Below are 23,152 nucleotides of genomic sequence, written 5' to 3'. Positions count from 1 at the left end.
CGCGGCTCGTCGCTGCGCAGCCGTGCGTTTTGAGCTGAAACTATAGATGGGTATCAGTCCGGCATTATAAAGGGCGGGGCGCGCGGCTGCGCCATGAAGCTTTCCGATCGCCGCGATAGCGTCGCGGCGAGGGCGCGCAGCCCAAGCGTGTGGCGCAATTCGACGAAATTCGCTCGCCTCGCGAACGGATCTGTGGCCAAACAGCCAAGTTACCGTCATTTACAGCCTCGCGCGGGGCGCAGCGTTTACAATAGCCCGGATCGAAGTTTCCGGTAGCCGGGATCGAGCCCGAAGCCACGCGCGGCGAGGCCCGGGCCGTGTTCCCGGCGGCAGTTTCAGCCTGAATCGGCTACCCCAGGCAAACAGGATCAATGGCAAAAGCTCCTTACTCCGCGAGCGCGCAGGCATTGCCGCACCGCATGTCGCGCCTCTTCACCGAAATCCGCTGGATTCTGCAGGTGGCGCTCGGCGTATTCCTGCTGATGTCGCTCGTCAGCTACAGCAGGCACGACCCGAGCTGGACCCACGCCGCCCAGGTCGACCATATCTCGAACTGGGCGGGCCGCGTCGGCGCATGGACCTCGGACATCCTGCTGCTGCTGTTCGGTCTGTCCGCCTACTGGTGGATCGTGCTGCTCGGTCGCCACATCTCCGCGAACTACAAGCGCATCACCCGCAACGAAGAGCCGGACGACGAAGCGCCGCGCGGCGTGAGCTGGCTCGCGGACGCGTTCGCGTTCATGCTCGTGCTGCTGTCGTGTAACGGCCTCGAGGCGCTGCGCATGTGGTCGTTGAAAGTGCAGTTGCCGCGCGCGCCCGGCGGCGTGATCGGCGAGGCGGTCGCCCGTGGCGTGTCGCATGCGCTTGGCTTCACCGGCGGCACGCTCGCGCTGCTGCTCGGGCTGGCAATCGGCTTGTCGCTGTACTTCCGCTTTTCGTGGCTGTCGGTCTCGGAAAAGGTCGGCGAGTCGATCATTTCCGCGGTGACGTTCGCGAAGCTGCGTCGTGAAGCAGGGCGTGATCGCAAGCTCGGCGAAGCGGCCGCTGTGAAGCGCGAAGGCAAGGTCGAGAAGGGCCGCGTGCGCATCGAGGAGCACGAGCCCGTGATGATCGTGCCGCCGCTCGTCACGCCGGCGAAGTCGGAGCGCGTCGAAAAGGAACGGCAGGTGCCGCTCTTTACCGATCTGCCGGGCGACTCGACGCTGCCGGCCATCTCGCTGCTCGACCCCGCGCCCGCCGCGCAGGAAACCATCTCCGCGGACACGCTCGAATTCACGTCGCGTCTGATCGAGAAGAAGTTGAAGGACTTCGGTGTCGAAGTGAGCGTGGTCGCCGCGTATCCGGGCCCCGTCGTCACGCGTTACGAAATCGAGCCGGCCACCGGCGTGAAAGGCAGCCAGATCGTCAATCTCGCGAAGGATCTCGCGCGCTCGCTGTCGCTCGTGTCGATCCGCGTGGTCGAAACGATTCCGGGCAAGAACTGCATGGCGTTGGAGCTGCCGAATCAGCGCCGCCAGACCGTGAGCCTGTCCGAAATTCTCGGCTCGACCGTCTATGCGGACGCCGCCTCGCCACTCACGATGGGTCTTGGCAAGGACATCGGCGGCAAGCCGGTGTGCGCGGACCTCGCGAAGATGCCGCACCTGCTCGTCGCGGGCACGACCGGTTCGGGCAAGTCGGTCGGTATCAACGCGATGATCCTGTCGCTGCTGTACAAGGCGAGCGCCGACCAGGTGCGCATGATCCTGATCGATCCGAAGATGCTCGAAATGAGCGTCTACGAAGGCATTCCGCATCTGCTGTGTCCGGTCGTCACCGACATGCGTCAGGCGGGCCACGCGCTGAACTGGGCGGTCGCCGAAATGGAGCGCCGCTACAAGCTGATGAGCAAGGTCGGTGTGCGCAACCTCGCCGGCTACAACAACAAGATCGACGAAGCGGCCAAGCGCGAAGAGAAGCTGCCGAATCCGTTCAGCCTGACACCGGACGATCCGGAACCGCTCACGCGTTTGCCGAACATCGTGATCGTCATCGACGAACTGGCCGACCTGATGATGGTCGTCGGCAAGAAGGTCGAAGAGCTGATCGCGCGGATCGCGCAGAAGGCGCGCGCGGCTGGCATCCACCTGATTCTTGCGACGCAGCGTCCGTCGGTCGACGTGATCACCGGTCTGATCAAGGCCAACGTGCCGACCCGCATGGCGTTCCAGGTGTCCTCGAAGATCGACTCGCGCACGATTCTCGACCAGCAGGGCGCCGAGTCGCTGCTGGGCATGGGCGACATGCTGTATCTGCCGCCGGGCAGCGGCTTGCCGGTGCGCGTGCACGGCGCGTTCGTGTCGGACGAAGAGGTGCATCGTGTCGTCGACAAGCTCAAGGAGCAGGGCGAGCCGAACTATATCGAGGGCATTCTCGAAGGCGGCGTGAGCGGCGAAGGCGATGAAGGTTCGGCGGGCGCCGCGTCCACCGAAGGCGAGTCGGACCCGTTATACGATCAGGCGGTCGACGTCGTGCTGAAGAATCGTCGCGCATCGATCTCGCTCGTGCAGCGGCACCTGCGCATCGGCTACAACCGGGCCGCGCGTCTGCTCGAACAGATGGAGAATTCGGGCGTGGTGTCGGCGATGTCGTCGAACGGCAATCGCGAGATTCTGGCGCCGGCGCGAGAAACGGAATAGCCGTCGCCATTGGCGGCCCTCGCGTGCACCGTCGTGTGCACCATTGCGGCTCGACGCCGGGTTAGCACTCTGGGTTCAGCGAGTGCACCGACCCGGCGCAGCCCATCACCGAATTCAATCAAGGGAGAAAAACCTATGCAAGCAATCGCGCAGCAGGACGCCCGAGAGCGTCATGTGGGCCGCGTCGGCGAGTTCGCGCGCAAGATCGCGCGCACCGCTGTCAGCGTCGCGATCGGTGCGTCGCTGCTCGTCGCGTCGCACGCATTCGCGAGCGGCACCGAGCAATTGAAGGCGTTCGTCGCGCAGGTTCATTCGGCGCGCGGCACCTTCGTGCAGCAGGAAGTGCGCGCGCCGAGCAAGGCGCAGGGCGCGAGCGATGCGCTCTCCACACCGAACCCCAGCAAGTCCACCACGTCGAGCGGCACGTTCATGTTCGCGCGGCCCGGCAAGTTCATCTGGCAATACGAGAAGCCCTACGCGCAATTGCTGCAGGCGGACGGCGACAAGCTCTACGTGTACGACAAGGATCTGAACCAGGTCACGGTGCGTACGCTCGGCAATGCGCTCGGCGCGAGCCCGGCGGCGATCCTGTTCGGCAGCAACGATCTGGACAAGAACTTCACGCTGCGTGACGCGGGTGTGAAGGCCGGCATCGACTGGCTCGAACTGACGCCGAAGGCGAAGGACACGCAGTTCGAACGCGTGGGCATCGGCTTCAAGGACGGCAATCTCGAAGCGATGGAATTGCACGACGTGTTCGGCAACGTCACGCTGCTGACGTTCTCGAACATCCAGAAAAATCCACCATTGCCGCCCGATGCGTTCAAGTTCACGGTGCCGAAAGGCGCCGATGTGATCAACGGATAAGCCTTGGGGGTGGGTGCCGCTGCGCGGCGCCATCGCCAAAGCCCGCAAAAGCCGCGCTTTTGAAGCGCGGTTTTTTTATTTCACGCGGTGTGCGGTGTGCGAACGGCTGAGGAATGCGCGTAGCGGCGAATGCGAACGCGAAATCGTCGTACCGGCAACTGCAATGATTTAGTGCGAGACTGGCAAAAATTCAGGATCGCTCGCGGGCTTCAGTCAGCGCGTCTGACTATCTCCAGGATTTTGGTGCGCACTCTCTAACAATTTCTTGCTGCGGCGCAGCAAAATAACGCCTAAACTGTTCGAAGCGGGTTGTTGCTTCGAATGTCTGGAAAGGTGAGGCATGTCATGAGATTGTCTTCGTCACACGATTTGCGCTTGTCGCCGTCCCTCCACGTGTTCGAGCAGGAGGGCGGTTGGCATTGGGGGATTACGGTTCCACGGTCGGCTGGCAGTGGATTCAAAGTCATTGCATATAGCGAAAAGACCTTTTTCGATGAGGCGGAAGCCCATCGGGAAGGCCATCGCGCGCTCGAACGGTTTGCCGATGTGCCGGCGGCCTCGCTTGAACGGCAATAACAAAGTTGAATTTCTTGACGAAAATAACGCCCCGTTATTGGGGTTTCTGAGCGAAGAATGCAATGATTACCGATCGGTAATCATTCAATATGCAACGGTTTGCATATTTCTTTGACTTCCGGAAAATCGTAGCGATAATGTCTCGTTTTTGAGATATCGCCTTCACTTTGACTTTCGCGGAATATGAAACCACGCACGCGCTGAGCGTGGAACTGGACGGCGTGAACTATGCCGGAACTTATCGCGTGATGACGGGGACCGTCGTCGTGCATTTCGCGAACGAGAGCAATTTCGCGTCGTATGCGCCGAATCGGCCGGAGACCGTCGCCCGTTGGTTGCTTACGGATCTGTGCCGCAAGGTCGAATCGCGTCGGCGCAAAGCGGCCAAGAAATAGGCCGAGAGGCGAATGGCGTCATTCACATAAAAAAAGACCTGCATTGGCAACGCAGGTCTTTTTTCATTTCTGGCAGTGGCGCTTAACGCGACTTGTCCAGGCTGACGCGCTCACGCATACGCGGTTTTGCGCGCCGACACGAACAGGTAGTAGCACACGGCGCCGATCGCGAGCGACGGCAGCGTCGCGCCGAGATTCGGCAGCCATTGATTGATCACCTGGTACGAGGCGATGCCGATCGCCCACGCGACGAACGCGCTCAGGTGCCAGCCACCCGAGAAGCCGTAGCGGCCGCGTACATCGGCGAGCACGGCGGCTTCGATGCGGCGCTTGCGCACGATGAAGTGATCCATCAGCACGACGCCGAACAGCGGTGCGAACACCGAGCCGATCAGCAGCAGGAAGTTCTGATACTTCGCCATCGGCACGACCAGCGCGATCAGCGTGCACAGCGCGCCGAACGCCGCCGACAGCAGCGGCACGCTCGCACGCGTCCAGAACGTGCCGGTCGACACCGCGGCCGAGTGGATATCGGCGAATGCGTTGTCGATCTCGTCGATCAGGATCAGCAGCAGCGCAAAGCCGCCGCCTGCCTGCGCGAGCGCACCGGTCAGCAGTGCATCGCCGCCGCCGGCCGCGAGGCCATAGACCGCGCCGAGGGCATAGAACCAGATGTTCGCGATACCGTAACCGTACAGCGTGCCGCGAAACGTTTCGCCCGCGCGGCGGCCGAAGCGCGTGTAGTCCGCGATCAACGGCAGCCACGACAGCGGCATCGCGACCACGAGGTCGACCGCGCCGCCGAACGACATGTCGCCGGTGCCGGGACGCTGCATCAGGTCCGCGAGGTGGTGGCGCGCGAGCAGGTTCCAGGTGAGCCACACGGCACCCGCGAGCAGCAGCCAGATCCCCCATTTGCGCAGAAAGCGCCGCACGAACGACAGCGGGCCGCTGATCGCGAGCAGCGTCGCGAGCAGGCCGAAGATCACGGTCCAGACGAGCGGCATCGACAGGGCGAATGCCTGTTTCGCGAGTGCATCGGCGGAATCGCGCATCACGATCACTTCGAACGAGCCCCAGCCGACCAGTTGCACCATGTTCAGCACGGCCGGCACGGACGCGCCGCGCACGCCGAGTGTGGGGCGCAGCGACGACATCGCCGCGAGCCCGGTGTCGGTGCCGATCACGCCCGCGAGCGCGAGCAGCACGACGCCGATCACGCTGCCGAGCACGATCGCGACGAGCGCGTGCGGCAGCGAGAGCCCCGGCACGAGCAGTGCGCCCGCCTGTGCGACGAGCAGCCCGATGCCGAGGGAGAACCACAGCGCGAACGCGTCGCCGGTACGGAACGCGCGGCGCGCGTCGGGCACCGGCGTGAGCGGTGCGTAGGTGGAGCCGGCTTCGCCGGCGACAGGGTCTTGAGCCATCTGATGTTTGTTCCTGTTGGTGGTGCTGTGAATCTTTACGTTGCCGGCGGGCCGGATCGGCCATCGCTCGCCCGCCGTCACTGTCATAATGCAGGACGTTGCCCGCGTTCGTGCCTGTGGTTCCGGCCGGGCGCGGGCTTTGCGCTTGTTCCGCGAGGCGCCGCCCCGAAGCGGCGCGTACCCCGGAAAGCCGAGATTATCCCCAAAACGTCATGTTTGAAGAAACCCGTGCCAATGTTCCGCTCGCCGAACGCCTGCGGCCACGCCATATCGACGAAGTGATCGGCCAGGCGCATCTGCTCGGTCCGAACAAGCCGCTCAGGGTCGCGTTCGAATCGGGCGAAGCCCATTCGATGATCCTGTGGGGCCCGCCCGGCGTCGGCAAGACCACGCTCGCGCGGTTGATGGCCGATGCGTTCGACGCGCAGTTCATCGCGCTGTCGGCGGTGCTCTCGGGCGTGAAGGATATTCGCGAGGCCGTCGAGACCGCGCAGATCCATCGCGCGAACGGTCACCAGACGCTGGTGTTCGTCGACGAGGTGCATCGCTTCAACAAAAGCCAGCAGGACGCGTTCTTGCCGCACGTCGAGTCGGGCCTGTTCGTGTTCGTTGGTGCGACGACCGAGAATCCGTCGTTCGAGGTCAATAGCGCATTGCTGTCGCGCGCCGCGGTCTACGTGCTGAAGAGCCTGACCGACGACGAACAGCGCGAGCTGCTCGAACGCGCGCAGAAGGAGCTCGGCGGCCTCACGTTCACCGACGAAGCGCGCGCCGCGCTGATCGGTTCGGCCGACGGCGACGGCCGCAAGCTGCTGAACAACCTCGAGATCGTCGGGCGCGCGGCCGCGCGGCAGAAAACCACCGAGATCGACGGCACCTTGCTCGGCAGTGCGCTCGCGGAAAATCTGCGCCGCTTCGACAAGGGCGGCGACGCATTCTACGACCAGATCAGCGCGTTGCATAAATCGGTGCGCGGCAGCAACCCGGACGGCGCGCTGTACTGGTTCTGCCGCATGCTCGACGGCGGCGCGGACCCGCGCTATCTCGCGCGGCGCATCGTGCGCATGGCGTGGGAAGACATCGGCCTCGCGGACCCGCGCGCCGCGCGCATCACGCTCGACGCCGCGGAAACCTACGAGCGTCTCGGCTCCCCCGAAGGCGAGCTCGCACTCGCGCAGGCGATCATCTATCTGGCGGTCGCACCGAAATCGAATGCCGGGTACAACGCGTACAACGAGGCGCGGCGCTTCGTCGGCAAGGACCAGTCGCGTGCCGTGCCGGTGCATCTGCGCAACGCGCCGACGAAGCTGATGAAGGAACTCGGCTACGGCCACGACTACCGCTACGCGCACGACGAGCCCGACGCGTATGCGGCCGGCGAGACCTATCTGCCGGACGGCATGCGCGAGCCGCATTGGTACGAGCCGACGCCGCGCGGCCTCGAAGGCAAGATCGGCGAAAAGCTCGCGCGCCTTTCCGAGCTCGATGCGCGATGGCGCGCCGAGAACAAGCCGAAGAAGGCCTGAGGCGTTGCGCCTTTGCCGGTGCGCTAAAATCCCGCTTTCATACAACGAACATCCGTCCCATCCCATGCTCGACATCCAGTTGCTGCGCAAAGACCTCGACGGCGTCGCGAAACGCCTCGCCGACCGCGGCTATACCCTCGACGTCGCGACCTTCACCGCGCTCGAAGCGGAACGCCGCGATACCCAGACCCGTACCGAAGAAATGCAGGCGCGCCGCAACAGCCTGTCGAAGCAGATCGGCGCGATGAAAGGGCGCGGCGAAGACACGTCGGCGGTGATGGCCGAAGTCGGCGGCATCGGCGACGAAATGAAGGCGTCGGCGGTCAAGCTCGAGGACATCCAGAAGCGTCTGTCGGATCTGCTGCTCGGTGTGCCGAACCTCGCGCACGAAAGCGTGCCGCTCGGCAACGATGAGGCCGCCAACGTCGAAGTGCGCCGCTGGGGCACGCCGCGTCAGTTCGACTTCGAGGTGAAGGACCACGTCGACGTCGGCACGCCGCTCGGCCTCGACTTCGAGACCGGCGCGAAGCTGTCGGGCGCGCGCTTCACGATGCTGCGCGGGCAGATTGCGCGGCTGCATCGCGCGCTCGCGCAGTTCATGATCGACACGCACACGCAGCAGCACGGCTATACCGAGATCTATACGCCGTACATCGTGAATCCGGACATCCTGTACGGCACCGGCCAGTTGCCGAAGTTCGCGGACGACATGTTCCGCGTCGAGAAGGGCGGCGGCGAAAACACGGTCACGCAGTACCTGATCTCGACCTCGGAAATTCCGCTGACGAACACGGTGCGCGAGAGCATCGTCGAAGCGGACGCACTGCCGATCAAGCTGACCGCGCACTCGCCGTGCTTCCGCTCGGAAGCGGGCTCGTACGGCCGCGATACGCGCGGCATGATCCGTCAGCACCAGTTCGACAAGGTCGAGATCGTGCAGGTCGTCGCGCCGGACGTATCGTACGAAGCGCTCGAACAGATGGTCGGCCATGCCGAGGCCATTCTGCAGAAGCTCGAACTGCCGTATCGCGTGATCACGCTGTGCACTGGCGACATGGGCTTCTCGGCCGCGAAGACCTACGACCTCGAAGTGTGGCTGCCTGCGCAGAACACGTATCGCGAGATCTCGAGCTGCTCGAATACCGAGTCGTTCCAGGCGCGACGCATGCAGGCGCGCTTCCGCAATGCGCAGGGCAAGCCGGAGCTCGTGCATACGCTGAACGGCTCAGGGCTCGCGGTGGGCCGCACGCTCGTCGCGGTGCTCGAGAATTTCCAGAACGCCGATGGCTCGGTGACGGTGCCCGCTGCACTGCGGCCTTACCTTGGCGGTGTCGAGCGGCTGGAAGTACCGGCGGCGTGAGCGTCGCTCGCAGTGTCCAGGTCCCTCGAAAAATTTTTAGAAGTTTTTTCGCCGAGGGGCTTGGAAAACTGATTCGAGCTGTTCTATAATCTTTTTCTCCCAAGCAACGGCCCGCTTGGATCCGACAAAGTAGTGAGTTGGAATACCCGGAAAGGTGGCAGAGTGGTCGAATGTACCTGACTCGAAATCAGGCGTACGGTATCCCCGTACCGTGGGTTCGAATCCCACCCTTTCCGCCAAATTCTGAAAACCCCTTGATCTCACCGAGATCAAGGGGTTTTTGCTTTGGGCTATCAATTTCTTTGCCAAAGCAATTCGAATTTCTTCAAGCGTCATTTCAATTGGCGACATGCCTTGATTCAAATTTCGGCGTATGAGCTATTCGCCGTGCGTCGTATTTTCTATGCTCTTTTCCATACAAATACCTTAATCGATCCATTCGGCACTGGCCCCCAATTCATATCTCTGTCAAATTCAAGGCATGGCCGCCGCAGGCTATATAGGGTCGAAAACGTAAAGTTCGCGGGCGACCCGCCTTCTGATCAACTTCTGAAAGTGCGAATCTTCGCCGACCCAGCGGATCTCGGCAAGATCTGCCTTTTTTTACAAATAAATACGATTTTTTGCTGGGCTCGGTCATTACTTCAGGATACGATTTACGCCGTCAGCAGCATTTACGGGAATAATTTTCCTGTAAATGGCAGCTACGGCAATAGTCGGTAAAAAAGGTTCGCGGAGCAGATGACCGCGAGTCGACGCGCACCCGCCCCGTGTCAATCTGGACCACCGCGAGAAACGCCTTCGCGAGCATCGGTTCAATCGGACATCACAACGTGCGTTCAAGGCACTTCGGGATAGTTGCTTCTTGAGGACTGCAAATGTATTGCAGGCAGTCTCTTGCGCATTATCCGTCCGAATCTCAGCAAATCCATTTTGGTCTTTTTATCGGGAATTTTCCCGACATTTGGAATTATTCCGCATGCTAAAACGACGTCAATTTCTCGGCGGCCTGACTGCCCTTAGCGCAAGTTATCTTTTGACCGCATGCGGTGGTGGCGGCTCCTCGGACGCAAGCGGCAAGGCTAATGCCGCGACCGGTGCTTCGGGTGCCGCGGCCGCTTCGGGTGCTTCCGGTACCGCGGCTTCTTCGAACTCCACAGGCAATACAGCGGCGGTCGCAAAGGACGCGAGCAATGTCTCGCCCGATGGCACCTCACTGCCTGCTGCGCCGTACATCGTCGACAAGACCGGCACGGTGTGGACGCTGTCCAACGGCGTCGTCTACCGCAATGGCGCGACGGTCGGCATCACCTACAACGTCTCGATGGTGTTGTGGCATGGCGGCAAGATCTGGCATTGCGGCACGGGCGGCGAGTGGTACGTGATTGCCGACGTCCCCAACTTCTGGCTGCATTGCAACGATCCGCGCACCACGATCCCGCAGGTTCCCGGCATGTTCTATGGCATGAACGGCCACTTCGACTACACCTACTCGCCCCAACAGATCGTCTCGATCCTGAAGGGCTTGGGCTGCACGAGCTATCGCGTCGGCGTCACCAACAACGCGACGCAGCTGAACGCGGCGATCGGGCTTGCGCAGGCTTTCCAGTCGGCGGGCATGACCCTGGTCGTGCTGATCAACCAGGGGGTCTACGACAACAACGGCAACCTGTTTGCTGGCGAGAATGCCGCTTACAGCCAGGGCTACGCGGTCGCTCAAAGCGTTGCGAACGCACTGAAGCCGTATGGCGTGACCATCTACGAATGCGGCAACGAACTGACACGCCAGAACGCCACCGTGCTCGACTTCAACGTCGCGGGCACGAAGGCAGCGGACTTCAACAACGCGAACTGGCCGGTGATGCGCGGCGTGATGCGCGGCATGATCGACGGTGTGAAATCGGTTCAGTCGAACGCGAAGTGCGGCATCAATTTCTGCGTGAACGACGTCGGCGCGGCGGACGCGCTGTGGGACGGCCAGCAGCCGGATGGCAGCGGCGGTTACCCGACCGTGCGCTGGGACATCACCACGTGGCACAACTACGAGGTGTATGGCGACGTGTTCTCCCTCGGTTGCGACGGCGCACAGCCCGGCTTCGATCTGCCGATCTATTGCCAGGCCCGCTATGGCGTGCCGTTCATCATCACCGAGTGGAACACCGGACCGGAGCAGTCGGAGTCCTATCGCGCGAGCTACATCACGTCGAAGCTCGGCGAGTTCTATCAGAACCGCAAGACGCACAACATGCAGGCCGTCATGTTCTACGTGCTCGACAGCGGCGACGAGACGTTCGGCATCATGGTGAACGGTTCGCCGATCAATCCGTCGTACAACGCGTTCCAAAGCTTCACGTCTGGCAATCCGGACAATTGACGTCGGATCCTGATGCGACCAGGTCCGCCCGTTAGCAGTCCGCGGGCCTGACACCGACCCCCGCCCCTTGCCGCTGCGTATCGCGGCGAGGGGCGGAGGGGCGGCCAGGGACGCGCGCCTTATCCCACCCGAAACCCTTCCATCACCTCCCTCAACGCTCGCGCCTGATCCGCGAGCGACGCGGCCGCCGCCGCGCTTTCCTCGACGAGCGCCGCATTCTGCTGCGTGACCTCGTCCATCTGCGTGATCGCGATACCCACTTGCTGAATGCCGTCGCTCTGCTCGCGCGACGCCTGCGCAATTTCACCGACGATGCTCGTCACGCGCGCGATCGACGCTTCGATCTGCTGCATCGTGCCGCCCGCGTCTTCGACGAGTCCCGCGCCGCGCTCGACGCGTGAGGTCGAATCGGCGATCAACGCGCCGATCTCACGCGCTGCCGCCGCCGAGCGTTGCGCGAGGCTGCGCACCTCGCCGGCGACGACCGCGAAGCCACGGCCTTCGTCGCCGGCGCGCGCGGCTTCGACCGCGGCGTTCAGCGCGAGGATGTTGGTCTGAAACGCGATGCTCTCGATCGCGCCGATGATGCCCGTCATCTGCGAGGAGCCCGTGTGGATCGCGCGCATCGTTTCGATCATGCTGCCGACCGCGTCGCGCCCGTGCGCGGCGAGGTTCGACGCCCCGCGCGCGAGTTCGCTCGCCTGTTCGGCGTTGCTCGCGTTCAGCTGCACGGTCGCGGTGAGCTGCTCCATCGCGGAAGCCGTCTCGCCGAGCGACGCGGCCTGCTTCTCCGTGCGTTGCGACAGGTCCTGATTGCCCGCGGCGATCTGCTGCGTCGCCGACGCGATCGCCGTCGAGCCCGAGCGCACCGCCGCGACCGTGCCGAGCAAACGCTCCTGCATCGCCGCGAGCGCGCGCAGCAACGTGCCCATTTCGTCGTTGGCGTGCACCGCCGCGCGCGTGCTGAGGTCGCCCGCCGCGATCGCGTCGAACTGATGCATCGCACTCGCGAGCGGCTTCATGATCGCGCGTCGCAGCGAGCGCCAGCTCAGGAACGCGACGGCGAGCGCGAGCAGGACGCTCGCCGCGCAGGTCGCGAGCATCGCGTGAAACAGCGTGTTGGAGTGCTCGCCGGCCTCGGCCGCCTGCGCGTCGAGATAGCTTTCGAGCTTGCCCTGGCTCACGTTCATCGCGGTGTAGAGCGCGATCAGATGCTGTGCGCGGGTTTCGTCCATCCAGCCCGTGTCGCCGCCGCCAATCGCGGCGATCAATTGGTCGATGCCGTCGTGGCGTACCGCGCTGCGCTTCGCGTCGAGGTCGTCGGTCAGCGCGGCGAGTTCAGCGGCCTTCGGTAGCGCGCGGAACTCGGCCCAGCGACGATCGGATTCCGCGAGCAGGCCGTTCGCGCGATCGAGCTGCATCGCGAGCTGCGGCGAGTGCGGATTGGCTATCGCCCAATCGAGCCCGAAGCGCGCCCGCGACATCGCGGTGCCCGACTTGCCGAGCGCGACGACCGACGCATAGTGCACCGCATACGCGTCGCTCTGCGCACGGTTGCTTTCGGCCATGCCGATGATGCCGATCGCGCCGGTCGCAATCAGCAGCAGGGCGAGGAACGCGATCGTGGCGGCGATGCGCGCGTTGAGCGTGAGATTTTTCATTGGAAGGTCGGGAGCGTCCAGGTTGCCGGAATCGTCAGTTTTGTTTCTTTAGCGAAACAAACATCCATTTGTGGAATGAATTAGCGTTAATAACGGCATCCGCGCGCCAACTATTTAGGCCCACATAGCGCTCCGACTCAATGCTCATCGATGTTCCAGGGAAAACGCGAGGTTTTGCCGTTTCCCGAGCCTTTCGATCGATTGCGAGACGATCGGCTACCTATTCGGGTGGCTGTGTCATTGCCGCGCATTTTGTCCACCTCAAGAATTCCATCCATCGCGTTCGTCGTGACGGACACCTCGGACGGCGATTTTTGGGGGGAGACCGAGCATGCAATTCACACTGAACGGAAAGCCGTTCGATTTCGATGGCGATCCCGACACGCCGCTGTTGTGGGTGATCCGCGACGCGGCGGCGCTGACGGGCACCAAGTACGGCTGCGGCATTGGCGCATGCGGTGCGTGCACCGTGCACCTGGAAGGCGAGGCGACGCGTTCGTGCGTGCTGCCGGTGTCGGCGGTGGCGGGACGCAGCATCACCACGATCGAAGGCTTGTCGCCCGACATCAGCCATCCGGTACAGCAGGCGTGGATCAAAAAGGACGTGCCGCAATGCGGCTATTGCCAGTCCGGCATGGTGATGGCCGTCGCCGCGCTGCTCGAGCAGCATCCCCATCCAACCGATGCGCAGATCGACCAGGCCGTGACGAACCTGTGCCGCTGCGCGACCTATCACCGTATCCGCGAGGCCGTTCATGTCGCAGCGAATTCCTGAGCGGGCAGCGGCGCGGATCGCCGCGCATCCGGCTGAACCGGCAGAGGCGCGGCGTCGCGAGAGCCGGCGCGCCTTTCTGAAGCGCAGCGCCGCGACCGGCTTCGCGATCGCGGGAAGCCTCGTGCTGCCGCTCGCGTGGAGCACGCATAGCGAAGCCGCCGAAGGCGCGGACCACGCGCAAGGCACCGCGGGCTTTCACGAAATCAATGACTGGGTGCGGGTCGATCCCGACGGCCGCACGATCATCGGCCTGTCGCAATGCGAGGTGGGGCAGGGCGTCTACACCGGGCTGCCGCAGGTGCTCGCCGACGAGATGGATGCCGACTGGCGGCGCGTGAGCGTCGAGTTCGTCACCGGCCGCGACGCCTACCGCATCTCCGCTGCGAACGAGATGCCGCAGCAGTTCGTCGGCGCGTCGATGTCCGTGACGATGTTCTACACGCGCTTGCGGATCGCGGGCGCCCAGGCGCGCTCGGCCTTTCTGAAGGCAGGCGCCGAGCGTCTCGGCGTGCGCCCGACGCAATGCACGACGAAGAGCGGTCGCGTGATTCATCTGCAGACGGGCCGCTCGGTCGGCTATGGCGAACTGCTCGACGACGTCGCAAGACTGCCGCTCGATCCGCAACCGCGACTGAAGCCCGAGTCCGCGCATACGCTGATCGGTCAGCCGCTCGGCAAGCTCGACGCGCCCGCGAAAGTGAGCGGCCGCGCGCAATTCGGCGTCGATGTGAACGTGCCTGGCATGCTCAACGGTGCGATCAGAATGGCGCCGACGCTCAATGGCAAACCGGTCGCCGTACGCAATCGCGATGCGGTGCGCGCGTTGCCGGGCGTGGTCGATGTCGTGCAGGCGAAGGACGCGATCATCGTGGTGGCCGCCACCTATTGGCAGGCAAAGAAAGCGTGCGATGCGCTCGACGTGCAATGGGACGACGCCGGCACCCCGCCGTTCGACAGCGCGACGATCCTTGCGCAACGCAAGGCCGCGCTGATGTCGGAGCGCGCGGTCGTCGCGACGCATGTCGGCGACGCGGCCGCGCAGTTCGCGAACGCGCAGCGTGTGATCGAAGCCGACTATCACACGCCCTACATCGTTCACGCGACGATGGAACCGGTCAACGCGACCGTGCACGTGCGCGAGCACGACATCGAAGTGTGGGGGCCGATCCAGGGGCAGGACAAGGTGCGCTGGACGCTCGGCGCGATTTTCAAAGTGCCGTCCGACAAGGTGATCGTCAACACGACGTTTCTCGGCGGCAGCTTCGGACGCAAGTACGTGCCGGACTTCGTGATTCACGCGGCGGTTGCGTCGAAGGCGGTGGGGCGGCCGGTCAAGGTGATCCGCTCGCGCGAGGACGACATCCGTCACGGCTTCTACCGGCCCGGCGTGTCGGCGCGCCTGCGCGCGGTGCTCGGTGCGGACGGCTATCCCGAGGCGCTGCATATCCGCGTGACGGGGCAGTCGCTGTACTGGTCGATCAAGCGCGACTACTTCGAGAAGGCCGGAGGTTGGGACGAAACGATGCTCGACGGTCTGTACGACCTCGGCTATCGCGTGCCGAACCTGCTCGTCGATTCGGTGAACGTGAACCAGCCGATTCCGGTGAGCTTCATGCGCAGTGTCGGCAGCACCTCGAGCGTGTTCTTTCTCGAGAACTTCATCAACGAGTTGGCGAACGCGGCGCATATCGATCCGCTCGCGTATCGCCGCACACTGCTGCGCGATGATCCGCTCGCATTGCGCGTGCTCGATCGCGCGGCCGCGAAAGCGGGCTGGTCGAACAAGCCCGCCGCCGGCGTCCATCGCGGTCTCGCGTATTGCCTCTACACCGGCCGCGGCGGCGCGTTTACGACGTACGTCGCGCTGATCGTCGAGTTGCGCATCGTCAACGGCAACGCGAAGCTCGAACGCGTCGTCTGCGCGGTAGATTGCGGCCGCGCGATCAATCCGATGCTGATCCGGCAGATGGTCGAAGGCGGCATCGGCTTCGCGCTGACCAACACGTTCCGAAGCGAGATCACCTTCAAGGACGGCGCGGTCGAGCAGCAGAACTTCGCGGACTATCCGCTGCTTTATCTCGCGCAGATGCCGAAGGTCGAGGTCGTGATCGTCGATAGCGATCGCGCGCCGCAGGGCTGCGGCGAGGTCGTGCTGCCGCCTGTCGCGCCCGCGGTCGCCGAGGCGCTGTATCAGGCGAGGGGCACGCGCCTGCGCTCGATGCCGCTCGACCAGCCGCTTGCCTGAGCCTGAGCCTGAGCCCGCAACACGCAGTCACCGATCCATCACTCACAACAAGAAGAGCCCCATGATTCGCCCACTGATCGTTCCTCTCATTTCTCTGCTGGCCGCGAGCGCGGTGTCGGCGGCGCATGCCGCCGAGCCCATCATCGATGCCGCGCGCGCCCAGGACCTCGCCAGACAGCACGCCTGCTTCGGCTGCCATGCGGTCGATAAAAAACTCGTCGGTCCCGCCTATCGGGATGTCGCCGCACGCTACGCGGGCAAGTCCGGCGCGCTCGCGACGCTCGTCGCGCACGTGCAGAACGGCACGTCAGGCACGTGGGGCGCGGTGCCGATGCCGCCGAACCAGATCAGCGCCGCCGATGCGCAAACGGTCGTGCAGTGGATTCTCGCGGGCAGCAAACCCAACTGAACCCGCAACACATACCGCAGTAAAAACCGGATCCGCCACGAAGCCCGGCAGGATTTCACATTAATAAGTACTACTTTGAACAAGGGTTGGAGACTGACATGAAGAAGTTCTGCGCGGCAGCCGTGCTGGCAGGCACGGCGGGGCTGGCCTTCGGCCAGAGCAGCGTGACGCTGTACGGTATCGTCGATACCGGCGTCGAGTACTACAACAACGCGGCGAAGGGCGGCACCTTCGTCGGCATGCCGACGCTCACGGGCGAGGTGCCATCGCGCTTCGGTCTGCGCGGCGTCGAGGACCTCGGCGGCGGCTACAAGACGTTCTTCGTGCTCGAAAGCGGCTTCGCGCCGTCGACCGGCGGGCTGAACTACGGCGGCCGTCTGTTCGGCCGGCAGGCCAACGTCGGCGTGAGCAGCGACTACGGTACGCTCACGCTCGGTCGCCAGATGAACATGTCGATGTACGTGCTGCTGAACGCGGACGTGATCGGCCCGTCGATTCATTCGATGGCGAACTTCGACAGCTATCTGCCGAACGCGCGCAGCGACAACGCGATCGGCTATCTCGGCAAGTTTCACGGCGTGACGCTCGGTGGCACGTACAGTTTCGGTCGCGACGCGGCGGGGCCGGCGGGTCCGTCGGCGACGAACTGCGGCGGGCAGATCGCGGGCGACGCGGTTGCGTGCCGCCAGTACACGGCGATGCTCGCGTACGACGGCGGCTGGGGCGGCGCCGCCGCTTCGTACGACGTGATGTACGGCGGCCCGGGCGCCAGCGCACCGCTCACCAGCAGCGACGACACCGACAAGCGCGTGATCGTCGACGGCTACCTGACCTATCAGGGCGGCAAGGTCGGCGCCGGCTGGATTCGCCGCAACACGTCGGCGGCGCAGCATCAGCAGACCGATCTGTTCTTCCTCGGCGCCAACTACTTCGTGACGCCCGCTTTGTCGTTCGACGCGCAGGGCCTGCGCTACATCGTGCGCTCGCAGTCGAGCTCGACGATGGTGGTCGGGCGCGCGAACTATCTGCTGTCGAAGCGCACCACGGTATATTCGTCGGTGGCGTATATGTTCAACAGCCCGCTCGCGGCGAATTCGGTGGCGGCGGCCGGCACGGTGACGCCGGGCGCGAACCAGCTCGGCGTGATGGTCGGCATCCAGCAGCGCTTCTAGGCAATACTTCGCAACACATCTGGCAACACATCACGGAGAAGCAAAGAAATGGCGGTGGACCTGTTGAGCGACACTCTCGCGGATCTGCGCGCCGACGCGGTCGTCACCGGCCATTTCTCGCTGACCGCGCCGTGGGCGTTCCTGAAAGGAGCCGTCGACGGCGCGGCGTTTCGCACCGTGTTCGGCAGCCCGTTCTACGTGATCGTCGAAGGCATGGCGCCGGTGCGCGTCGAGACCGGCGATTTCGTGCTGTTGCCCCATGGGCACCAGCATGTGCTCGCGTCGTCGCCGGAAGTCACGCCCGTGCCGTTCGACAACCTGATGGCCGACCAGGGCATCCGTCCGAGCTTCGACACGCCGCTGCATTTCACCGCGGGCGGCGGCGGCTCGGTCAGCGATCTGTACACGGGGATCATGGTCTATCGCGAGGCGATGCGCAGTCCGCTTTTCAGCGTGCTGCCGCCGCTGATTCACGTGCGCGCGAACGACCCGGCCGTCGGCCCGTGGCTCGCCAGCACGCTGATGGCGTTCATTCGCGAATCGATGTCCGCGCAGCCGGGCTGGGCGGTCGCGGCCGCGCGCCTCGCCGACGTGCTGTTCGTGCAGCTCTTGCGCGCGCATCTGGCCTCGGCGATCGATCACACCGGGTGGCTGCGCGGGCTGATGGACCCGCAGATCGGCAAGGCGATCGCGCTGCTGCATCGGCAGCCCGAGCGGAGCTGGACCGTCGAGTCGCTGTCGGCGGCCGCGGGCATGTCGCGCTCGCGCTTTAGCGCGCGCTTCGTCGAACTGGTCGGCGACACGCCGATCGGGCATCTGACCTCCTACCGCATGTACCTCGCGAGTGGCGCGCTGCGCGACCCGCGGCGCCGTCTGATCGAGATCGCCGAGAGCGTCGGCTACGCATCGGAGAAGGCCTTCATTCGCGCGTTCCGGCGCTGGTCGGGGATGGCGCCGAAGCAGTACGCGCGCAGCATGCGCGATCCCTACGATATGGCGAAGAGCGGGGCGCAGCCGGCGAGCTGACCCGATCCCGAAATTTAGTTCGGGAAACTGAGCGATTGAAATCTCCGGGCTCGACGAGCCTTCGAGTTCCCTTGCCGTCAGTCCATGTGAACGCGCCGGTCCGCCAGCCGGCCGCGCAACGACCCGTCACCGTGAATCGGGCGCGCGCCGCGGCGAGCCTCGATCGCGTCACAGCCGCTTGCCGCGCACCGCTTCAGCCGGTTTCCGCGGGGTCGATCCGCGATCCTCTGTACAATTGCCCGAAATCGCCCGATCGAACGGCGGTTGCGGGCCGCCGGGCTTTCGGGCGCGGCGGATCATCTCGCGCTTGACCCGCGACTCACATCGACTGAATTCATGGCCATTACCTACAAGACTCCCGACGATATCGCGAAGCTGCGCATTGCCGGCCGCCTCGCCGCCGATGTGCTGGCAATGATCGGCGAGCACGTCAAGGCTGGCGTCTCCACCGACGACCTCGACGCGCTGTGCAACGACTACATCGTCCACACGCAGAAAGCGATTCCGGCCAACGTCGGCTATCTGGGTTTTCCGAAGACCGTCTGCACGTCGGTCAATCAGGTCGTATGTCACGGCATCCCGAATCGCAACGAGATCCTGAAGGACGGCGACATCATCAATATCGACGTCGCGATCATCAAGGACGGCTATTTCGGCGACACGAGCCGCATGTACTGCGTCGGCCAGCCGAGCACGGTCGCGCGCGCGCTGATCGACACGACCTACGAGGCGATGGTGGCCGGCATCCGCGAGGTGAAGCCGGGCGCGACGCTCGGCGACGTCGGCCACGCGATCCAGAAGATCGCGCAGCGCGAGGGCTTTTCGATCGTGCGCGACTACTGCGGGCACGGCATCGGCAAGGTCTATCACGAGGACCCGCAGGTGCTGCACTACGGTCAGCCGGGGCAGGGCGTGCGTCTGAAGCCTGGCATGGTCTTCACGATCGAGCCGATGATCAACGCGGGCCGCGCCGGCACCTCGGTGCAGCGCGACGGCTGGACCGTGATCACGAAGGACCGCTCGCTGTCGGCGCAATGGGAGCACATGGTCGCCGTGACCGACGACGGTTATGAACTGCTGACGCCGTGGCCGGACGGTACCGGCCACTACGAGGCGCCGTGAGTGAGCGAGCCCACCCAATCCTGTCAATAATAAATTGACTCGACGGCCGGTTCGGTTAAAGCTACGCGTTAGGGTTTTCAGGGGTTTTCGTCTGCATGAGTCCGTCATTGACCGTTCGCCGCATCACTGCTGATCAGGGCGCCGTTTTTCGCGAACTCCGTACCGCATCGCTGCGGGAGGCGCCGTATGCCTTCGGCGCGACGCTCGAGGACGCGTTGTCGGCCGACGCCGCCAGTTTCGACGCGACCGCGGCGGATCACGCGGTTTCGCCGTCCGTCGGTACGTTCATCCTGTACACCGAGGGCCATCCGGCCGGACTGATCGAGGCGCATTTCGACGACACCGCGGCGCGCCGCGCGTTCGTCTGCGAATTGTGGGTGGCGCCGGCCGTGCGTCATCTGCGTGGCGGCGAGCTGCTGGTCGACACCGCGAGCAGCTGGCTCGCGAATGCGGGCGCAACGGAAATCTACGCGTGGGTCGCCGACGCGAACCGCAACGCGATGCGCTTTTACGAGGCGCTCGGTTTTGGGCCGACCGGCGAGCACCGCCGCGGCGAACGCGCGCCCGAGCAGGTCGAAAGTCTGCTGGTGCGGCACGTGCCGAGCACTTCGCAGGTGTTTCAGCAGTGATCCCGCAAGCGGCGCGTCGCGCGTGCCGCTCGTCTTCGCCGTCGCTTCAGCACGGTCTTTTTCCCGTCCGCTTTTCTTTCGCACCGTCGCGCGTCGATCGCATGAACGACGCGCGTCATGTCCGCACGCGCGGGCACCGATTCTCCCGGGAAAAATAGTGGCCGCGCGCGTGTACGCCTGTAAAATACGCAAAATTTTTTGCCGAACGCTATGTCGCCCAAGAAATCGCCCTTTTTCGAACTGCGCAGCGGCTCTGTCGACACGCTGATGTTCGTGGTCAAAACGACCGACCTCGATTCGATGCGTGCCGAACTGACGCGGCGCTTCGAGGCGACCCCCGAATTCTTCGCTAACGACGTCGTCGCGATCGACGTGCGGCGTCTCGCCGGCGACGAACGCGTGCCGCTCGCCGAGATCGCGCAACTGCTCGACAGCGTGCGCATGCGTCCGGTCGGCGTGGTCGCGAACGCGGAGCAGATGTGGGCGACGGAGTCGGCATTGCCGTTGCTCGAAGCGCGCGACCGCCGTGGCGCGCCAGCGAAGCAGGCCGATGAGGACAGCGCGGCGACGGGCAACGCGCCAACAAGCGCGGCAACTAGCGCGGCAGCAAGCACGTCAACCGGTGCGACGGCGAGCGCGGCAGCAAGCGCAGGCGCGAGCGCGGCAACGGCGGCCGCATCCGCGGCAGAAAGCACCGCAGCGGTCGAACCCACGTCCGCCGTCGAACCGGTGCGTCTCGCCACCTCGCCGCAAACAATGGTGGTCGACAAGCCGCTGCGCTCCGGCCAGCGCATTTACGCAAAAGGCGATCTGGTCGTGCTCGGTCTCGTCAGCTATGGCGCCGAGGTGATCGCGGAAGGCAACATCCATATTTACGCGCCGCTGCGCGGCCGGGCATTGGCCGGCGTGCAGGGCAATCACGACGCGCGCATCTTCTGCACGTGTCTCGAACCGGAACTGATCTCGATCGCGGGCATCTACCGAACGACCGAGAACCCGCTGCCGGCCGAGGTGCTCGGCAAGCCGGTGCAGATCTGGCTCGAAGAAGAAAAACTGATGATCGAACCGCTGCGGCTCACGTAAAGCACCGCGAAGCACGCGCTGCCCCGAGCGACGGCGGCACGCAGCGTTTCACGGCGACGCGGGCCGCGCATCAATTGACGCATTTGACGAACACAAGGTAAGGGTAATGGCAAAAATCATTGTGGTGACTTCGGGCAAGGGTGGCGTGGGCAAGACGACCACGAGCGCGAGCTTCGCGTCGGCCCTCGCGTTGCGCGGCAGCAAGACCGCCGTGATCGACTTCGACGTCGGCCTGCGCAACCTCGACCTCATCATGGGCTGCGAACGCCGCGTCGTGTACGACCTGATCAATGTGATCCAGGGCGAAGCGAATCTGAACCAGGCGCTGATCAAGGACAAGAAGTGCGAGAACCTGTTTATCCTGCCGGCCTCGCAGACGCGAGATAAAGACGCGCTGACGATGGAAGGCGTCGAGAAGGTCATCAACGATCTGATCGCGATGGACTTCGAATACATCGTCTGCGATTCGCCGGCCGGTATCGAGTCGGGCGCGCTGCTTGCGATGCACTTCGCCGACGAAGCGCTGATCGTGACGAACCCGGAAGTGTCGTCGGTGCGCGACTCCGACCGTATTCTCGGCATCCTGTCGTCGAAGACCAAGCGCGCGATCGAAGGCAAGGAGCCGATCAAGGAGCACCTGCTGATCACCCGCTACAACCCGAAGCGCGTCAGCGAAGGCGAAATGCTGTCGCTGACCGACATCCAGGAAATTCTGCGCATCGACCTGATCGGCGTGATTCCGGAATCGGAAGCGGTGCTGCACGCGTCGAATCAGGGTCTGCCGGCCGTGCATCTGGATGGCACCGATGTGGCCGAAGCCTATAAGGACGTCGTGTCGCGTTTCCTCGGCGAGCAGAAATCGCTTCGCTTTGTCGATTACCAGAAGCCCGGGCTGCTGCAGCGCCTCTTCGGCACCAAGTAAGGGGAGCGCACGTAATGTCGATTCTTTCGTTTTTGCTGGGCGAGAAGAAGAAGTCCGCGTCGGTAGCGAAGGAACGCCTGCAGTTGATCATCGCGCACGAGCGCGCCGGCGGCCATGCGCCCGCCGATTATCTGCCTGCGTTGCAACGCGAACTGGTGGCCGTGATCTCGAAGTACGTGAAGATCTCCGATGACGACATACGCGTGAGTCTCGAGCGTCAGGACGATCTCGAGGTGCTCGAAGTCAAGATCGAAATCCCGCAGGCCTGAGCTTTGGATGGACCGCCACCAGGGCGGTCCGGTCGGTGCGTTCCTTCTGCATCACGTGCGGGACGTCGCGGCGCGTCGCGTTGGATCGACGTGATGCCGTGCGGCGTTCGGCTCGTCCTCCTCCTCCTCTGGCTTCGCCCTGAAGCCGCCTCTGCCGCGCTCGCCGTTTCCCCGTCGAAATAAACCGTTGCACTTCAGCGTGTGCCGTTACACGCGCGTCGTCAGCCTCGCGTCGCCCTCGCGCATTAAACCGGTAACGCCGCATCCGGTGTTCAACCAAAGAGGGAAATCATGAATAAGACCGTTCGCCTGCTGCTTGCCAACACCGTCCTGATCGCGGCCGGCGCCGCCGCGATGGCCTCGGCTTCGGCTGCGGAAGTCATCGTCGTCGCGCCGTCCGCGCCGCCCGTGGAGCGCTTTGAAGCGGCGCCCGCGCCGCGTGCCGGCTATGTCTGGGATCACGGTCACTGGCGTTGGGATCATGGCCGCTACGTGTGGGTCGCCGGCCACTGGCAGGCCGAGCGCGTCGGCTATCACTGGATGCCCGGCCACTGGGTCGAACATGGTCCGAACTATCGCTGGGTGCCGGGGCACTGGGCTTGACGGCAGCGCGCGCGTCCCTGAGACGCGCCTATG

Annotated in this window: 19 protein-coding genes and 1 tRNA gene; 18 read left to right on the top strand and 2 right to left on the bottom strand. The window is 64.2% G+C overall.

What is annotated here, in order from left to right; all coding sequences use genetic code 11:
- Window positions 1–371: 371 nt before the first annotated feature.
- The 3 genes from CI15_RS09560 to CI15_RS09550 all read left to right on the top strand — a co-directional run bounded on the left by CI15_RS09560 (window position 372) and on the right by CI15_RS09550 (window position 4,516).
- The gene (locus CI15_RS09560) at window positions 372–2,678 is read left to right on the top strand and encodes a DNA translocase FtsK (protein WP_062126891.1); all 2,307 of its coding nucleotides are present in this window, start codon (window positions 372–374) and stop codon (window positions 2,676–2,678) included.
- A 135-nt stretch (window positions 2,679–2,813) separates the two neighbouring features.
- Window positions 2,814–3,545, top strand: a complete 732-nt coding sequence (gene lolA / locus CI15_RS09555) for an outer membrane lipoprotein chaperone LolA (protein WP_062126888.1) — start codon at window positions 2,814–2,816, stop codon at window positions 3,543–3,545.
- Window positions 3,546–4,327: 782 nt separating this feature from the next.
- On the top strand, window positions 4,328–4,516 hold the full coding sequence (locus tag CI15_RS09550) for a hypothetical protein (protein ID WP_241495819.1): 189 nt from the start codon (window positions 4,328–4,330) through the stop codon (window positions 4,514–4,516).
- Window positions 4,517–4,626: 110 nt separating this feature from the next.
- Here CI15_RS09550 and cytX read toward each other — a convergent pair whose 3' ends face one another.
- On the bottom strand, window positions 4,627–5,943 hold the full coding sequence (gene cytX / locus CI15_RS09545) for a putative hydroxymethylpyrimidine transporter CytX (protein ID WP_062126884.1): 1,317 nt from the start codon (window positions 5,941–5,943) through the stop codon (window positions 4,627–4,629).
- 212 nt (window positions 5,944–6,155) lie between these two features.
- Between cytX and CI15_RS09540 the strand changes: the two genes are divergently transcribed.
- From CI15_RS09540 to CI15_RS09525, 4 genes are all read left to right on the top strand, one after another.
- A complete protein-coding gene (locus tag CI15_RS09540) occupies window positions 6,156–7,469 on the top strand; it encodes a replication-associated recombination protein A (protein ID WP_062126881.1) in 1,314 nt (437 codons plus the stop codon).
- 64 nt (window positions 7,470–7,533) lie between these two features.
- On the top strand, window positions 7,534–8,829 hold the full coding sequence (serS, locus tag CI15_RS09535; RefSeq protein WP_062126879.1) for a serine--tRNA ligase: 1,296 nt from the start codon (window positions 7,534–7,536) through the stop codon (window positions 8,827–8,829).
- Window positions 8,830–8,977: 148 nt separating this feature from the next.
- Window positions 8,978–9,068: transfer RNA gene (locus CI15_RS09530), tRNA-Ser, on the top strand.
- Between the two features lie 740 nt (window positions 9,069–9,808).
- Complete coding sequence (locus CI15_RS09525) at window positions 9,809–11,203, top strand: hypothetical protein (RefSeq protein ID WP_062126877.1); 1,395 nt, start codon at window positions 9,809–9,811, stop codon at window positions 11,201–11,203.
- A 119-nt stretch (window positions 11,204–11,322) separates the two neighbouring features.
- Here the strand turns inward: CI15_RS09525 and CI15_RS09520 are convergent, their stop codons facing one another.
- Window positions 11,323–12,864 carry a methyl-accepting chemotaxis protein gene (locus tag CI15_RS09520; protein WP_062126875.1) on the bottom strand — a complete coding sequence of 514 codons (1,542 nt, stop codon included), beginning with the start codon at window positions 12,862–12,864 and terminating at the stop codon, window positions 11,323–11,325.
- Window positions 12,865–13,195: 331 nt separating this feature from the next.
- Here CI15_RS09520 and CI15_RS09515 point away from each other — a divergent pair, with 331 nt between their 5' ends.
- The 11 genes from CI15_RS09515 to CI15_RS09465 all read left to right on the top strand — a co-directional run bounded on the left by CI15_RS09515 (window position 13,196) and on the right by CI15_RS09465 (window position 23,119).
- Window positions 13,196–13,639, top strand: a complete 444-nt coding sequence (locus tag CI15_RS09515) for a (2Fe-2S)-binding protein (protein WP_062126872.1) — start codon at window positions 13,196–13,198, stop codon at window positions 13,637–13,639.
- Complete coding sequence (locus CI15_RS09510) at window positions 13,620–15,884, top strand: xanthine dehydrogenase family protein molybdopterin-binding subunit (RefSeq protein WP_082814194.1); 2,265 nt, start codon at window positions 13,620–13,622, stop codon at window positions 15,882–15,884. Before CI15_RS09515 ends, CI15_RS09510 begins: the two co-directional genes overlap by 20 nt.
- A gap of 61 nt (window positions 15,885–15,945) precedes the next feature.
- The gene (locus CI15_RS09505; RefSeq protein WP_062126870.1) at window positions 15,946–16,293 is read left to right on the top strand and encodes a c-type cytochrome; all 348 of its coding nucleotides are present in this window, start codon (window positions 15,946–15,948) and stop codon (window positions 16,291–16,293) included.
- A gap of 98 nt (window positions 16,294–16,391) precedes the next feature.
- A complete protein-coding gene (locus CI15_RS09500) occupies window positions 16,392–17,465 on the top strand; it encodes a porin (protein WP_062126867.1) in 1,074 nt (357 codons plus the stop codon).
- A gap of 54 nt (window positions 17,466–17,519) precedes the next feature.
- Window positions 17,520–18,491 carry an AraC family transcriptional regulator gene (locus CI15_RS09495; RefSeq protein WP_241495824.1) on the top strand — a complete coding sequence of 324 codons (972 nt, stop codon included), beginning with the start codon at window positions 17,520–17,522 and terminating at the stop codon, window positions 18,489–18,491.
- A gap of 336 nt (window positions 18,492–18,827) precedes the next feature.
- Window positions 18,828–19,613, top strand: coding sequence for a type I methionyl aminopeptidase (gene map, locus CI15_RS09490; RefSeq protein ID WP_062127187.1), 786 nt, complete (start codon window positions 18,828–18,830; stop codon window positions 19,611–19,613).
- 95 nt (window positions 19,614–19,708) lie between these two features.
- Window positions 19,709–20,242: a GNAT family N-acetyltransferase gene (locus tag CI15_RS09485; protein WP_062126861.1), complete on the top strand. Its 534-nt coding sequence runs from the start codon at window positions 19,709–19,711 to the stop codon at window positions 20,240–20,242.
- A 210-nt stretch (window positions 20,243–20,452) separates the two neighbouring features.
- Window positions 20,453–21,325: a septum site-determining protein MinC gene (gene minC, locus CI15_RS09480; RefSeq protein ID WP_062126858.1), complete on the top strand. Its 873-nt coding sequence runs from the start codon at window positions 20,453–20,455 to the stop codon at window positions 21,323–21,325.
- A gap of 106 nt (window positions 21,326–21,431) precedes the next feature.
- Window positions 21,432–22,247 (top strand): septum site-determining protein MinD, encoded by an 816-nt coding sequence (gene minD / locus CI15_RS09475; protein WP_013088749.1) that lies wholly within the window; start codon window positions 21,432–21,434, stop codon window positions 22,245–22,247.
- A 14-nt stretch (window positions 22,248–22,261) separates the two neighbouring features.
- The gene (gene minE, locus CI15_RS09470; RefSeq protein ID WP_008922443.1) at window positions 22,262–22,516 is read left to right on the top strand and encodes a cell division topological specificity factor MinE; all 255 of its coding nucleotides are present in this window, start codon (window positions 22,262–22,264) and stop codon (window positions 22,514–22,516) included.
- 291 nt (window positions 22,517–22,807) lie between these two features.
- On the top strand, window positions 22,808–23,119 hold the full coding sequence (locus CI15_RS09465) for a YXWGXW repeat-containing protein (protein WP_062126855.1): 312 nt from the start codon (window positions 22,808–22,810) through the stop codon (window positions 23,117–23,119).
- The last annotated feature ends 33 nt before the right edge of the window (window positions 23,120–23,152 follow it).

This window comes from Paraburkholderia monticola (assembly GCF_001580545.1).
Classification (GTDB): domain Bacteria; phylum Pseudomonadota; class Gammaproteobacteria; order Burkholderiales; family Burkholderiaceae; genus Paraburkholderia; species Paraburkholderia monticola.
The sequence above is the reverse complement of the archived record's forward strand: the minus strand, read 5'-3'. Positions and strand labels throughout refer to the sequence as shown.